The sequence below is a fragment of the Rhizobium sp. PRIMUS64 genome, from assembly GCF_023006465.1.
Classification (GTDB): Bacteria; Pseudomonadota; Alphaproteobacteria; order Rhizobiales; family Rhizobiaceae; genus Rhizobium; species Rhizobium leguminosarum.
Window position 1 is genome coordinate 42,974 of sequence record NZ_JALBGX010000017.1, and the last position, 14,778, is coordinate 57,751.

The following is a 14,778-nucleotide window of genomic DNA, read 5'->3' on the forward strand; positions in this document are numbered from 1 at the left end:
ATCACATCGCCTCTATTGCCCGCCGGATACCGTCGATCGCACTTCTTGGCGCATTATTTTCGTCGTAAAGATTAACGCGCTTCGTGCAAGCCGCAGCGGGATCGGCCGCTTTCTCATCGCGCTCGCCGTATTTTTCCGACATGCCCCATACTGTCACGCCTTTCAAGTCGCCATGTTCGGCCGCCACGGTGATCACGTCACTGAAAATATCGGCGTAGGATGCCGGCGTGAAGGCTTTGTCGCGGTTCAGGAAGTGGCAGGACGCATCCAGTTCGGTGATGAAAACGCCGACACCCATGTCCTTCAGCGCCGCGCAGAAGCGTCCCATTCCTTCCGGATCGATCCGGTCGAGGCCGGGGCGGAAATGCGCCTGCAGCCCTACCGCATTGATCGGCGTTTTTTTGGCGACGAGATCCTCGACGATTTTCAGGATGCGCGCACGCTTCTGTTCGAACACGTCGGATTTTTTCTCCAGATGCGTTTCGTTGAGGACCAGCGTCGCGCCGGGATTAGCTTGGTGCGCCATGTCGAAACTCATACGGATATAATCGTCGCCAAGAAGGCGTCGGAAAACACAATCCCGCAGATCCGCTGCATCATACTCCAACGGCTCGTTCACCACATCCCAAGCATCGATCGAGTTCTTATAGCGAGTGACAACCTGTTTTATATGACGGTTCATGGCCGCCTGAATGGTCTTTGCGTCCGTGATATCAGACACCCAGTCCGGGACGCGATACCAGATCAGCGTATGGCCATAAACCCTCATGTTGTTTTTACGTGCAAATGCAACCATGCGGTCGGCGCTACCGAAGCTGAAAACACCCGGTCTCTTTTCCGTCGCATTCCACTTCAGCTCGTTTCGCGGCGTTATTGAATTGACGTTGTCGATGTAAATCTCGGAAGCGATTGGATCGTTGATGTTTTGCAGGTCGATTGCCGATCCGAATCGGAACGACTTCCTATCGGCGAGGGCGCGCAGCCCTGCAGAGGCAGGCACCTGCGCTAGGGCCTGGCCCGCACGAACATACAACAGAGCGAGCGGAACCGAGGCGAGGAAACGTCTTCTATTCATTCTATCTCTCACTGTTAGCTTTTTTCATGTCCGCGTTGGAATTTGAAGGGCCAGGCTCGTCGGCACCGATCCATCACGGGATTCGCGTTCAATTCAGCAGAGTAATGCAACCTCAAATATACTTTCGCCGCAGGGGATATTGTTGGTGTCTGCTAGACTTTTCAGCATATTCCAAGATATAAACCGCTCGGGGAGGGCGCTCGTGATGGAAGATTGGTCCAGCTATCTGATGAGCTATTTTTATATGGCATTTCAAAATGCCGTTTTTTTTATGGCGCCTGTTCGAAACGATCTATCGCTCCTCGATGACCGGCAGTTCGCAGCCCTTGTTCTCGGCATCATCGGCGTCATTTTCCTCCCGCTTGCAGCGCTCGTCAGAATGTCGTGGCGGCTGCGTCAATCGGAGATCGTCATTCGCTCGCTGAACGAAAACCTTGCGCAAGTCACGCAGGACCTCAATGTCGAGCGTGTCTGGCGCCTAGCGGGTGGGGACAGCACCGAAGGGCCGAGTGCGGACAGTTTGAAGGAGCTTTACAAGATTCTGGCCAGAGATCACGACGATGCAAGTTACATGGCGAGATAAGTCGGCGCGCGGCGGGAAGTCAGAAATCTAGAAGATGTCCGCCTTTTAGTGCTCTATCTCTTTGTTTTTGCACAATTTCTGTGAAGCCGGCGCACCTTTGGAATTGCTCTAATGCCGATGCTCCGGACTTTCTGCCGGGGCCTCGGCATCGGAAGGCTCGGAGACTGATTCCGGTTGCGCGCTGTTGATGTCGACCGCATGGTCGGGCAATGGCAGCCATATTCTGCCGGAAAAGTAATTTCTCGTTCTTTTCTGCGGTCCTGAAGTCGCATCCAGCGAGAGTGTGAAATTGTAATTCCCGGGATTGAGCACCTCGCGGGTGAAGCTGATACTGGCTCCGAAGCCGTCTTCCTTGATATCCCTCAGGTTCTTGATGGCGTTCAGGGTCTCGTGAAAATCGAGCCATTGCGGTTGCCGCAGCATGATTTGGAAAATTCGCAGAATGCCGGGATCGAGCTGGCCATTTTGATCGGTCTCGGGATTGACGATCTTCACGCGCATATTGTTGATCGTGCCGGCGGCGTCGCCGCGAACGATGACGAAGATGGAGTTCGGGAGCTGATCCTTTTCCCGCTTGCCACTCTGCTCGAAAAAGCATTCGAACGTATCGGCGTTGAAGCTCGTCGCCGCCCAATCGGTGGTTTCGATGCCGGCATTGCGCAGCGCCGCACACATTGCGGCGCCGGATATCCGCCATGTCCGTAGAAAAGTCGACGCGGTCTGTGCGGCCGGCGGTTCAATGACATGCAAGGGAAGCGCGAAGGTGGCTGGAGGCGCCGGACGGGGAAGAGCTTTGGGCGGCGGCGGCCTAACCTCAGGGGGAAATAGATCGAAGCCAAAATAATGGCTGACCGTCTTTAAGTGTTTCATGTCGTTGGAAAGCAGCACCGTTCCCATAACCAGCGAGAGGGAAATCGTCAGCAGCAACCAGAAGACAACGGGAATCCGCGGTTTTCTCACCGGCTGTTTCGCATATGCGGACGACGAAGTATCGGGCAAGCTTGTCTTCTCCGGCGTGCGAGAAGGGTTTCGATCGGGCGGTCTAGAGCATTTCCGTTTTTCTCCAAGCCACGGAACCCTCTATCTTTTTGTTTTTGCGCAATTCCGGACGCAAACCGCCGCGCACTTTTGCTGGAATTGCACCAAAGCATGTCGCGCAAAAGTGTGCAGCGGTTTTGCGACAACGACATGCGTAAAATCAAAGACCTAAAGCGCGAGGAGCGAATCTAAAAGATCGCGACGCGCTTTAGATCAAGCATATACATTCAGCCGTTAAATATCTTTGGCTTCGTGTCGGCAATTGGGCACCTTTGTGTGTCATCAGGAAGGGAGCGCTGCAGATTTCGGCGGAGGCGCTTCAACCCTATGTCAATTGGGAAGCTCCAAGATAGCTAGGGGCAATCGCGGTGGAAGATGGCGAATGATCTCACCATTCGGTCTATGAATCGATCAGCGTTAGCTCGGCTTCCGCGTGATTTCGACGGATTATTGTTTTTATTATTATGATTAAGGTGGGATATTTTGGACAATTTCTGAATTACTATATGATAGCTATCCATATATATTAATTTATATTATAGTCTCAGTCTATTTTCGCGCAGAAGTTTTTATTTTTATTATGAAACCATAGATTATATTTTGGATATCCTTGGAATCGGACGGGTTTTGGCGATTTTCATCAAATTTTCGACGTATTCTTCGATAGGGTTTGCCGCGCAATCGCCGAGGGGAAGGGATATGTCCGTCGAGCTAGACGCAACCACCTATGTTCACGCCAAACCGACCACCGCGCATTCCTACATCTTGCCCGCCGTGCTCGATGTGCTGGAGAGCCATTTCGACGGCGCTCTTGAGAACGACGTTTTTGACTTGGGATGCGGTACCGGTGGGGCAGCTGCGGCTCTTGCGGGAAAGGGATATTATGTCGTCGGCGTCGATCCCTCCAGCGATGGCATCGCGAAGGCCAATGTCAATTATCCCGAACTGCCGCTGAATGTCGGCTCGGCGTATGACAAGCTTTCCAGGGAATATGGCACATTCAATGCCGTCATCAGCCTGGAGGCAATGCCGTCATCAGCCTGGAGGTCGTCGAGCATGTCTACGATCCGAAGGCTTTCACCTCGACGATGTACGATCTCGTCAAGCCGGGCGGTATCGCCGTGATTTCGACGCCCTATCATGGTTATCTGAAGAACCTTGCCCTGGCTGCGGTGGGGAAAATGGACGAGCATTTCATGCCGTTGACGGATCATGGGCATATCAAGTTCTGGTCGAAAAACACGCTGCGTACGCTGTTGCTGGATGCCGGCTTCGACAATATTCGTTTTGAATATGTCGGAAGGATTCCCGTTTTCGCCAAGTCGATGATCGCTGTTGCGCAAAAGCCTCTTAGACACGGCGTCGGAGCTGCACTGATTTCGGACGGCATTCGTCCGCTGCGACGTGCGCGATAAAGCACGGCGCGCACCCGCGCCAAATGCCGCCCGTTGCAATAATCCACAGGTTGCTTTTACTGTCTGCACTGCTGAAAAAAACCATTACGAAATATTTACTTTTAGTTGCATTCTTGCTTAAACTCTCCATTATACAGCTGGGCGTGCTGATAACGCGGGAGACTTATTCACATGAAGGCTAAATCGCCGAATTCGATCGACGTCTATGTTGGCAACCGCGTGAGAGTTCGACGGAAGACGCTCGGGATGACCCAGAACGGCTTGGCCGAACTTCTGGGCATTACCTTCCAGCAGATCCAAAAATACGAAAAAGGAACGAATAGAATAGGCGCCAGCCGTCTTCAGCGCATATCCGAGATTCTTCGCGTGCCCGTCGGCTTTTTCTTCGAGAACGGCGGCGCCGGGCCGATCGACGGCGAGACGAGTGAATTGAACAGCTTTTTGTCCTCGAAAGAGGGACTGGCGCTCAACAAGGCATTCATCGCCATCGAGGACCCGAATATCAGGCAAAAGCTGGTGGCGTTGGCCAAAAGCCTGGCAGCCGCGGGATTACCTGAAAGCGACAGTGAGTTGCACGATTCGGTTATGAACAGCTGAGGACGTATCGTGCTCCATCTGCAGACATTCGGCGATCTGCGGTTGATCGAGACGAATGGCGATCCGGTTCGCTATCCGATCAAGGGCCTGTTGATGATGGCCCATCTCTATGCCGGCGCGGGCCATGAACTCAGCCGCTATGAATTGGCTCAGTTTCTATGGAATGACGTCGAAGCTGATCTGGCGCGGCTCAATCTGCGCAAACTGCTTTCCCGCATCCGCGAGACAGACGGCGGACGCGCCGAAATGCCCTTCGATTTCACCGCCACCACGGTTCGTCTCAACACGCAGGTAGTTTCCAGCGATCTGGATATTTTTCGCGCCGGCGGTTCGCCGCTGGAGCGGCTGAACGCGATCGCCGAACTGACCCAGCGCGGGTTCATCGGAAATATCAAACCAGCGACAAAGTTGATAGATGCGTGGATCAGGGCGCAACGGGACACTCAGGCGCTGCAATTGCGGCAGGCATTGCTGGATGCGCTGCCGGATGCGCAAAAGCCCGGCGCGACGCGCACCATTTCCAGCGCCGCCCTGCAGATCCTCGAACGGGATCCGAAAGACGAGCAGGTCAGAGCCTTACTGCACCGGCTATCTGGCGGTTCGTCCCTCAATGAGAGCTTGCCGAACGGCGACGACCATGCCCGGGTACAGGTGAAGCGGTCCGAGGCCGGTGGTGAGACACCTGCCGACATCGAACGTATATCGCCGATGCCGCTGATCTTGCCTCGCCTGGTGCTGCTTCCCCCGACGTCGAAACATGCCGATGCCGGACTTGCGCTTGCCAACGCCCTGATCGAAGACGTCACGATCGAACTCTGCGCGCTCAGAAACATTTCCATCGTCGCGCCACATACGGCCGGCCAGATCCGCCGCGACTCCGAGAAGGCTGCCGTGGTCGCCCGTCATTCGATCGCCTATCTTCTGGATACAAAGCTTTCCGAAGAGGGATTATTCGCCCAGCTGGTTTATTTTCCCACGGACGAGATTATCTGGGCCAATCGCTTTGCGATGACGCCCCATATATTGCCGCGTCAGAGACGGCTGATCGCGCAGCAGCTGACCATGTCGGTGGCCCGCGAGCTGGCTGAAAACGAGGAAGAGCGCTTACGCTTCGAGGCCAATCCTGAGGCCTATCACGCCTATCTGGTCGGCTCGAGCCTGATGAGCAAGTTGACATTGCCGCATATCCGCCGGGCACGGAAGGCGTTCAAGCAGTCATTGTCGCATAAGGCGGATTTTTCTCCGTCATTTACCGGGCTGGCGAGGACCTTCACCAGCGAGTGGCTCGTGACGGCGCAGGGAAACAATGAGCTGCTGCATCTGGCGGAACAGAATGCACTTCTGGCCATCGAACGGGATCCAGCATCGGCGGCGGGCCATCGCGAGCTTGGGGTCACCAAACTCTATCTCGGCGATGTCGATGCCAGTGTCGCCGCACTTCATCTGGCGGAAGAACTCAGCCCGCATTTTGCCGATGTCATCTATAGCCATGCCGACACGCTCGTGCATGCATCCCGCCCCGGCGATGCGCTCGCCAAGATCAAAAAGGCGATTTTGCTCAATCCGATAGCGCCTGACGCCTATCTCTGGTGTGCTGCGGGAGCGAGTTTTTTCCTGGAACAGTACGAGGAGGCCATCGCCTATGTCGAGGCGATGAAAGACAAAGCGCCGGCCCATCGCATCGCCGCGGCCAGTTGCGCAATGATCGGCGATCGAAAACGGGCGCTCTTCCATCGGCAACGAGCCGAAAGCATCAACCCGGTCTTCGACGTCGAGAAGTGGCTCGCCATCGTCCCCTTCAAGGAACATTGGCAAAAAGAGCTATATCGGGAGGGCCTATTGAAGGCCGGTTTTTAACAATAACTTAGGGGCATTACATGGCCAAAGTTGTCATTATAGGTATACCCGGCGAGGCGGGTCTCTGGCTTGCCGATCTCGGTGCGGGTACGGTCAAGCCTCTCAATCCGACGGGGGATTTGGGGACTGCGAACGACTTGCGCAAAGCCGGCGGCACATTTGTGAAGGGCGTCGACCTCGCCGTCGCCGTTTCGTCGGCGCAGGTTGCCCTTTCCGGTCACGTCGACGGCTGAGCCGGCTTCTGACGGACTGGTCCGTATATTCCGAGAGGGTTATGTCGCCGCGGGAAACCCTTTCCCGCGTCGAACCTCTTTTGGTCGGGTTCGGCATTACCAGGGTTGCGCGACATACCGGACTGGACGACATCGGAATCCCGGTCTGGTGCGCATACGCCCCGAATTCCCGCTCGATCGTGATTGCCCAGGGAAAGGGCCTGACCGATATCGACGCCAAGGTATCCACTGTCATGGAAGCCCTCGAACGGGCGGTTGCCGGCGAACCCTCCGTCGACCTCGTCCACGGCACCTCTTCCCGTCTGCAGGCGATGGGACGCAAGACCGACATGCTGAACTGCCTGACCGCTCTTCATAAACCCGATCTCGGACCGGACGAGGAGACGGAATGGGTTGCCGGCGTCAATATCCTCACCGGCGACGAGGTTTATGTCCCCTTTGAAGCGGTGGTGCTCGACCGCACCCGTGACGCGCGATACTGGATGTCTTCGGACGGCCTGGCGTCGGGAAACAATGCCGAGGAGGCGATCTTTCATGGCGTCCTCGAGCGTATCGAGCGTGACGCCCATGTGCTGTGGCAGGTGGGCGCGGAAGCGGATCGTTACGCTGGCTGCGTCGATCCCCGCGGCTTCCAGGACGGCGCTTTGGGCGGGCTGATCGACAAGATCGAAACATCGGGATTGGCGCTCAGGCTCTTCGATATCACCAGCGACATCGGGATCCCCTGTTTCACCGCCATGCTGGGCCCTGGGGATCTCATTCCGGGCCGTCGGGCTCTTCACGGCGACAGGGAGATTCGCCTCGTCGAGGTAACCGGCGGCACTGGCGCGCATCCGTCTCCTGTGCGCGCGGCCATTCGGGCGGTGACGGAAGCCGTGCAATCCCGACTGACCTATATCAGCGGAGCCAGGGACGATATTTCTCCCGCAACGTTCTCACGATGCTTGCCGCCGCTGATGCGGCAGGCCTTCGCTGCGGTTGCGGCACCGCCCACTGCCGCCATCGGCCGTGACGGGGTGGCAGGACATGGGCAGCAGGATCTGCTCCACTTGCTGCAGCATGTGCTCGACCGGCTGCGCAACAGGCGGATCGCTTCGGTGATCGCCGTGCGCCTCAGCGACGACACGCTTCCCTTCAGTGTCGTCAAGATTGTCATTCCCGAGCTTGAAAATCCGGAGGGGGAGCGCGCCCGGCTGTTCGGAACGAGGGCGCTTGCCAGGGCAATAGGGTTTTGAAGATCATTTTCGCAGGGCCCAGTCTTCCCGATGCGGAGTCGCTGGCCGGCGAGGGGATACGTGTCCTGCCGCCTGCCACGCAGGGCGATGTCTTGGCTGCGGTGGAACAGGGCGCCAATGTCATCGGCCTGATCGACGGCGGCTTCGAACATGCCGCGCCGGTCTGGCACAAGGAAATTCTCCATGCTCTTTCGCTGGGCGTCGCGGTTCTCGGGGCGGCAAGCATGGGCGCGTTGCGCGCTGCCGAATGCCATCCGTTCGGCATGATCGGGATCGGCCGCATTTTCGAAGACTATCGCATCGGTCGGCTGGTCGACGATGCCGCCGTCGCACTCACTCACGCGCCGAGCGCGCTGGGCAGCAAGCCGCTGACGGTACCGCTCGTCAATGTCAGCGCAACGCTCGATGTGATGGAGGATAGCGGGCAGCTGGCCAGTGGGTTGCGTCAAGAGCTCGAAGATGCCGCAAACGCGATATTCTTCAAGAAGCGAACGTGGCGGGCGGTCGTCGAGCAATGTGCAGGGCTGGCCGAGCCGGATCGTCCGCGGCTGCTGGCGGCACTTTTGTCGAATGCCGTCGATCAAAAACGCATCGATGCCTTGGAATTGTTGAAAGCCGTGCAGGACGCCCGCGACATTCGCTCGAATGCAGATTTGCCGTGGAAACTGCACGAAACCGCATTCCCCACGCGCCCTGCATTGTGAATTGAACTCGGCATTTGTCACCGAGGGTTGTGTCACGCTTTTTTCACGGGCTGGATCACGTCCACAGGCGTATCATTCCTTCAATTCATTGGAGAAATGGGGCATGGGCGTGACATCGGTTGTCAAGATAAAAGCAGATCAAGGGGCAGAAGACGGACTGGAAGAACTCGTCGCATTGGCGCGGATGATCGCCTATGCGCGACAGGTCTCTCAGGATGTCAAACTGCCGTTTGCGACGAATTGCCTCGACCTTGCGCTTGAGGCGGTGAAGCAGGAGGTCGGGGAGGGCTTGACCAGGGAATTGGCCGAATTGAGCTCCCCGGTTCCGCAAGTGAGCGTGAGAAGCCATTAGACCGGCATGCGTCCGATCGGACGCACTGGAAACGCTCTACCACTTCAAACACATGCATAACCCCGAAAATCGGCATCGATTTTCGGGGTTATGCATGTGTTGCTGTGCAAGTGAGCGGTCAATCGAAGTCCATCTGTGAGCTGGCGCGAATTGTAGGTTGGGAGAAGCCCGCCTCATTCTGGGCCGCGCGCGCGGAAGCGGCGGCGATTTTGGGTCTCACACATCGTGCGGACGATCGGCCGATTGGCGGCCGATCCGTTGACCTCAATGGGTCAAATTGCGCTTCTGGGCCAGCAGCAAAATGTAATCGTCGGCAATGTCTGCGATGGCCATGGCGACTTCCGCCGGATCGCATCCCTCGACCTTCGTATTTGTAATGAACTGATAGACCGCCTTTTCGATCTGCTTCCGGCAGATCATCACGCGCTCATCGTAACCAAATTCCGGAATCTGCGATGCCATATCACTCATCAGGTCGGCTCCCTCGCTACTTACAGTGACCATGACACAAATTATAAGTTGAGCAAGCAAATGCTTTATGAAGGGTTAATTCGCTGGCGAGGTGCGACCATTTCGACACAGGTCGGGGCATGTCGGGGCCTCCGATGTATTGAATCAGGACTGTCCAACTTCGCCCAAGCATATCTCGCCAAGAGGATAGGAATTTCTGACGCCGCAAGGACAGCCTCATATGCCGAGACTTGATGTGACAGGCCGAATGCTGTTGGCTGAATCGGCCAGTCCAGATCGTATTGAATTGTATAATAACTTTATTTATCAGGTTGTTAATATTTCGTGCGGCGGTGTTAAATTGCATCGGCAACTTTTCCACGCCCGGCCAGCCCAGGACTATTGGGCCATCGGCCGTAACAACTTCACCAGCGCGCCAGCAGGTTGTCGGACCGTTGAGAACCGGGGAGGGAAATAACTTTCGGGAGATTTCTCCGAAAGCTAAACGCCGATTCTTGTGAAATGAAGGAGCTAATAAAACCAATAACGATAATTGAGTAGAACAAATAAAATTTATCAAAAGGTAAATTTATTGTTTTCAGATAATGGTTGTATTTAAACATCAATTATAAGACGATTGAAATTATATCAAACTATAATCATAGGGTGCGTTCTTCTTGGGAACAGCAGCGATAATTATAAATTTCTATTGGAAAACAATATCAACTTCATGACGATTACTCCGCTTCCGCAATTTCATTGCTGATCTCGAAATATCCGGAGATAAATTGCAATTATGGTCAAAATATTAAGCAGGGAAAGCCGGAAATTCGACCGTCACTTGCCGATGATGCGGGATTTTCTCATCAAGCCGATCTCAACAGCGTAATATCGTCATCCGAAGGAAGATCTATCTACGCTGATGCAGCGACAACGGCGACCGCATTTGTGCAACCAGCCGAGAAGCAAAGTTGAGGACCCGCCGGGGTGGGTGACGGGTCCTCCAGTCGGAATGCCTGCACTGTACGTAGGTATGATTTCAGTTAAATTCGACATTGTCGAAGATCATTATTGGGGTAGTTCTTTTTTTCTTTAGATTACTCTCTTTTTTAGCAATTGCTATTCTACATCAATATAAAATTTCATAGTACAAAATAGTGAGATAGTCACCAGGCTGATGGAAAGGGAGGGGTTTCAAACCTTTGGATGTTTGACGGCGCTCGATCTCTTCGGCGCGACAATAGCGGCCGAGCGGAAAACGCCGTCGACAGCCGTTCAGCCGACAGATTCAAGCCTCCTGCAATGAGGTCGCCGCAGCGCATTCGCCGGACCGATCGATCTCAGATAAGCGGCTGAGCAATGTCTTCGTTCTGAAGCGAGACCAACCGCCGACCAAGGGCAGAAGCGGGTCTATCTCTTCGAATTTCCTCAGATTCTTTTGCTTTTGCTCCCTCGCTGGCCAGATTTTCGACAACGCCCTGCGTGCGGCTCTGTCAGATTTTGTAAAGATCAATCTGGCGAGGACGCCGGAGGCGACCATAGGGCTATGATGATAAATGTGTTTGAGCGAGGTTGCAGCGCTGGGCCAATCTTTCAAAGCGGCAAATTTTGAAAATGCATAAAGATGCGCCGACGCGCGGGCGCAGCTGACGACAAATGCCGGAAGCTGGGGATTGCGAGCGATACATCGCTCGGTCACCGCCAGAAGCGATCGCGCCATCCGCGACCTGTCTGAAGACATGGCTGCGGAATGTGAGCGATAGCCCACCAGACCCAACGGCACCGTCTCGATCTTGAAATGTTCAGCGGTGCGGAGTTCGAAATCGAAATCCTCGCATCCTCCAATCCCCTTTCTGGCATAGCTTGAATCGTAGCCGCCGATCTTGTCGACGACAGCGCGGCGAACCATGAAGCCGCTGCCATTGCCGACGAAGCGGAATACGAGATGACGGTTGAGAATGCTGTCGCGGGCGTTCAGCGACGAACCGGATCTCGTGCAATATCCTTCGGTATCGATGAAGCGGTGAAGGGCATAGACCGCGCCCCAGGCGTCCGGCAGGGGATGGAGCGCCGCAAGCATTCTTTCGACATAGGTCGGATGCCATATGTCGTCCGCATCGAGGAAGGCGATATAGGCGGATTTCGATGCTTTTATTCCGGTATTGCGGGCCGCAGCGACGCCACGGTTTTCGGTCGACAGAATCCGCATCCTTGGGTCGCCCGCGGCGAAGCGGCGACAGATCGAGACCGTGTCGTCCGTCGAACCGTCGTCGATGATGACGATTTCCAGCGCCTTGTGGGTCTGGTTGCTGACCGACTGGAGCGTGTGGGCAAGGTAGCGGCTGGCGTTATAAGCAGGGATAATGACGGCCACTTGAATGCGGGATGTGGTTGGCATCTCCATCGCTGTCACCCGAGCTTGGATGTGGGGGTGGGGGGGCGGAGATCGATCCGGTTCTTCATCAGCCTGGCCACAGCGGGCCGATGGCTAACGACGATCAGCGTTCTGCCGGCGTCTTCTTTCATCGCCGAAAACACCCGCATCTCGGTCTCTTCGTCGAGTGCGCTTGTTGCTTCGTCCAGCAGCAGGATCTGAGGCCGGCCGGCGAGCGCGCGCGCCAGACCTATGCGCTGCCTTTGTCCGCCCGAAAGCCGGATCGCCTCGTCGCCCAGCCATTCATCAAAGCCATACGGCAGATCTTTGATGAATTCCGTTGCGCAGGCCACATCGGCCGCCCAGCGGATATCCTGCTCCGAGATATCGCGACGAAACCGGATGTTGTCGAGGACCGTGCCTTCCATCAGTTCAACATCCTGGCCCGACACGGAGAGCAGTTGCAGCCAGCTGGACCGGTCGATGGTTGTCAGATCCCTGCCGTCGACGGTGATCAGGCCCCGGGTCGGCGGGTTAAGATCGAGAATCATGTTGAGGATGGTGGTTTTGCCGGAGCCACTCGGCCCCGTCAGAGCCGTCGTCTCGCCTGCTCTGATTGCGAAGCTGAGATCGTGAACCGCCGGGGCGTTCGATCGCTCATAGGCAAAAGAGACGTTGTGGAAGACAATCGCCTCCGCCAGGCGGCTTACCTTCTCCCCTTGCGATGCCTGCTTGATGTCATCCTTCTCTGAAAGCAGGGCCAGGACGTTTTGCAGGGACGCTTCCATCTCGTAAAGGCTGAGAATCTGGGAATCAAATCCCTTGATATGCGGCTGAAGCCTGTAGAGAAGGATCGTGGCCGAGAGCGCCGCCTTGAAATCGACCGGCAGGAATTCCGAGGACAGAATGATCGTCAGGATGACCCCGAAGGTCAGCATTTCGCTGAGAAGCGAGGTTATCGCTCCCATCCCGTCTGACCGGCGCCAGGTCTGGCCGACGTCGTTGGAAAGCGCCTCGAAGAGTTGTTGGTGGCGCTTTTCCATGCCGAAGCTTTTGACGGCCTTCAAAGTCTGCAGCGTTGTCCAGCTCAACTGTGTCAATGCTTCCACCGCAGCCAGTGCAGAGGCACCGAGACGGCGGTAGGCACCGGCAAAGAAACCCAATACAAAATTATGGATGAAGCCGAAGGCGAGAGCCAGCAACGCGATCGGCCAGGCCATTATCAGCATGCCGACGCCGAAAATCACAATCGTACCGAAATTCACCCCCAGCCGTACCAGACTGGCATGCGCCGACGATACCGCATAGGATTCGGTCGCGATGACGTTGATCAGGTCGCTGCGCTCATAGTCTTGAAAGCGCTGGAAGGGCATGGTCAAGACCTTGGCGTAGAGGCGGTCTCGCATGCGGTCGCTAATCCGGTGGTTCACTGCGCTTGCAATGAGCGAATTGGCGCATCCCAATAAAATCCGGAACAGGATGGAGCCGATGAGGATGCCGATCAGGACAGGCTTCGAAAGACTGAGGTCGATGCCGCCGAAAATCGCTGGAAGCCATGCGACGGCGGAGCCGGAAACGGGACCTTGCTGCCCGAGAAGAAAGACGAGGCTGACCAGAAAGGTGATGCCGACCATTTCCGAGAACCCTGTGAGAATTCCCAGGACGATCATCACCGTCATCTTGAGCCGCAGCGCCGGTACGAGTTGCAGAAGCTCGCGAAATCGAGACGCAACGACCAGGTTGTAGGCTCTTGCGGGCATGGCGGAAGGCGGCTTTCGAAACCTATTCATTGTTGACCATCCGCGAAGAGGTCAGGCCAGTTGCTTCCCTGGCAGGCATGGCCGTGAAACGATCGCTAAATGCTGTTCCGGGTTGCGGAATGATCGCGCCGGCGAAGCGGGTTTTTGGCCGGGCCGGAGGTTTGCCGAGCGCGCGCTTTGCTATACCCCTGGCGTTGCGTTTCGCCTGGCGCCAGCCTTGCTGCACGCCATGGACGATGAGCTGTAAGGAGTATTTTCTTACCATCATCGGCGCCAGCTTGTTGACTTGCGCATAATCGTTGCCAAGAAACGCCTTCTTGAAATACCAGCTCGCCGTATTGAATTCCGCTGTCCGGATATCGCGCGCAAGCTGCGGATAGCGTTCGATGATCGGGGCCATCACCAGCGCATGGGACTTCAGCATCCGGTAGGCGTTGCTGGACATATTTCCCTTGGTGAAGCGATAACCGGTCAGGAAATCGGGAACCAATGCGAAGGGCAGCGTCTCGGCCAAGGCCAGATAAAGTTTCAGATCTTCACATCCCTCGGCCCCGTTGTCGCGCAGGCCGGCGTCATAGCCGCCGCAGCGAAGGATCTCCGTGCGCGGCATCAGGGGTGTGCTGCCATTACCGATGAAATTTTCCCTCAGCAGAGGTTCGAAGATGTTTCCTTGATGCATGACCGGTCGTGAATGGCCGAAAATGATGCCGTTCTCGTCGATCGCCGCATACCAGTTGTAGGCGACCCCCTGTCCGTCGGGAAATTTCCGCAGCGCCTGAAGCTGGAGCTCGATCTTGCTGGGATGCCATGTGTCATCGGCATCAACCGGGGCGATGTAGGGGCCGCGGGCCTCCTGGATGCCGCGGTTGCGCGCGCGCGCAACCCCTCCATTCTCCTGGCGGAGAACCCGTACACGGCGATCGGTCAGGCCATAGTCGCTGGCAAGTTCGAACGTACTATCCCGCGACCCGTCGTCGACCACAAGGATTTCGAGCTTGTCGTAGGACTGGCTGGAGACACTTTGCAATGTTTCGGCAAGCGTCTTCTCGGCGTTGTAAGCCGGTATGACGACGGTGATGAGAGGGGCCGCAACGCCAGTCATGGT

14 protein-coding genes and 1 pseudogene are annotated in these 14,778 nt (G+C 56.1%); 9 read left to right on the top strand and 6 right to left on the bottom strand.

Annotation, left to right across the window (positions count from 1 at the left end; genetic code table 11):
• Position 1: 1 nt before the first annotated feature.
• Positions 2–1,075: an endo-1,4-beta-xylanase gene (locus MOV76_RS09855; protein ID WP_247264431.1), complete on the bottom strand. Its 1,074-nt coding sequence runs from the start codon at positions 1,073–1,075 to the stop codon at positions 2–4.
• Positions 1,076–1,214: 139 nt separating this feature from the next.
• On the opposite strand from MOV76_RS09855, the gene MOV76_RS09860 reads away from it, so the two are divergent.
• A complete protein-coding gene (locus tag MOV76_RS09860; RefSeq protein WP_247264432.1) occupies positions 1,215–1,658 on the top strand; it encodes a hypothetical protein in 444 nt (147 codons plus the stop codon).
• Positions 1,659–1,766: 108 nt separating this feature from the next.
• On the opposite strand, the gene MOV76_RS09865 is transcribed toward MOV76_RS09860, so the two are convergent.
• The gene (locus MOV76_RS09865) at positions 1,767–2,657 is read right to left on the bottom strand and encodes a DUF6030 family protein (RefSeq protein WP_018243198.1); all 891 of its coding nucleotides are present in this window, start codon (positions 2,655–2,657) and stop codon (positions 1,767–1,769) included.
• Between the two features lie 738 nt (positions 2,658–3,395).
• Between MOV76_RS09865 and MOV76_RS09870 the strand changes: the two are divergent.
• The 7 genes and pseudogenes from MOV76_RS09870 (at position 3,396) to MOV76_RS09900 (ending at position 9,089) form a co-directional block, all read left to right on the top strand.
• Positions 3,396–4,111: pseudogene (locus MOV76_RS09870) on the top strand (class I SAM-dependent methyltransferase).
• 171 nt (positions 4,112–4,282) lie between these two features.
• A complete protein-coding gene (locus tag MOV76_RS09875) occupies positions 4,283–4,708 on the top strand; it encodes a helix-turn-helix domain-containing protein (protein ID WP_018446802.1) in 426 nt (141 codons plus the stop codon).
• Positions 4,709–4,717: 9 nt separating this feature from the next.
• Entirely contained in the window at positions 4,718–6,565 is a 1,848-nt protein-coding gene (locus tag MOV76_RS09880) for a peptide antibiotic resistance protein (protein WP_247264433.1), read from the top strand.
• A gap of 20 nt (positions 6,566–6,585) precedes the next feature.
• Complete coding sequence (locus tag MOV76_RS09885) at positions 6,586–6,798, top strand: hypothetical protein (protein ID WP_018243194.1); 213 nt, start codon at positions 6,586–6,588, stop codon at positions 6,796–6,798.
• Positions 6,799–6,839: 41 nt separating this feature from the next.
• On the top strand, positions 6,840–8,033 hold the full coding sequence (locus MOV76_RS09890; RefSeq protein ID WP_247264434.1) for a YcaO-like family protein: 1,194 nt from the start codon (positions 6,840–6,842) through the stop codon (positions 8,031–8,033).
• Entirely contained in the window at positions 8,030–8,737 is a 708-nt protein-coding gene (locus MOV76_RS09895) for a TfuA-like protein (protein ID WP_222284035.1), read from the top strand. The genes MOV76_RS09890 and MOV76_RS09895 overlap by 4 nt, the downstream gene beginning before the upstream one ends.
• A gap of 103 nt (positions 8,738–8,840) precedes the next feature.
• On the top strand, positions 8,841–9,089 hold the full coding sequence (locus MOV76_RS09900; protein WP_065277190.1) for a hypothetical protein: 249 nt from the start codon (positions 8,841–8,843) through the stop codon (positions 9,087–9,089).
• Positions 9,090–9,353: 264 nt separating this feature from the next.
• Here MOV76_RS09900 and MOV76_RS09905 read toward each other — a convergent pair whose 3' ends face one another.
• Positions 9,354–9,560: a hypothetical protein gene (locus tag MOV76_RS09905; protein ID WP_032980530.1), complete on the bottom strand. Its 207-nt coding sequence runs from the start codon at positions 9,558–9,560 to the stop codon at positions 9,354–9,356.
• Positions 9,561–9,780: 220 nt separating this feature from the next.
• On the opposite strand from MOV76_RS09905, the gene MOV76_RS09910 reads away from it, so the two are divergent.
• Positions 9,781–10,017, top strand: a complete 237-nt coding sequence (locus MOV76_RS09910) for a hypothetical protein (RefSeq protein ID WP_247264435.1) — start codon at positions 9,781–9,783, stop codon at positions 10,015–10,017.
• Positions 10,018–10,827: 810 nt separating this feature from the next.
• Here MOV76_RS09910 and MOV76_RS09915 read toward each other — a convergent pair.
• The 3 genes from MOV76_RS09915 to MOV76_RS09925 are packed head-to-tail and all read right to left on the bottom strand — an operon-like array spanning position 10,828 to position 14,775.
• Positions 10,828–11,952, bottom strand: coding sequence for a glycosyltransferase family A protein (locus MOV76_RS09915; protein ID WP_247264436.1), 1,125 nt, complete (start codon positions 11,950–11,952; stop codon positions 10,828–10,830).
• The gene (locus MOV76_RS09920; RefSeq protein ID WP_047618775.1) at positions 11,949–13,703 is read right to left on the bottom strand and encodes an ABC transporter ATP-binding protein; all 1,755 of its coding nucleotides are present in this window, start codon (positions 13,701–13,703) and stop codon (positions 11,949–11,951) included. Before MOV76_RS09920 ends, MOV76_RS09915 begins: the two co-directional genes overlap by 4 nt.
• Entirely contained in the window at positions 13,696–14,775 is a 1,080-nt protein-coding gene (locus MOV76_RS09925) for a glycosyltransferase family 2 protein (RefSeq protein WP_130729355.1), read from the bottom strand. Before MOV76_RS09925 ends, MOV76_RS09920 begins: the two co-directional genes overlap by 8 nt.
• Positions 14,776–14,778: the final 3 nt, after the last annotated feature.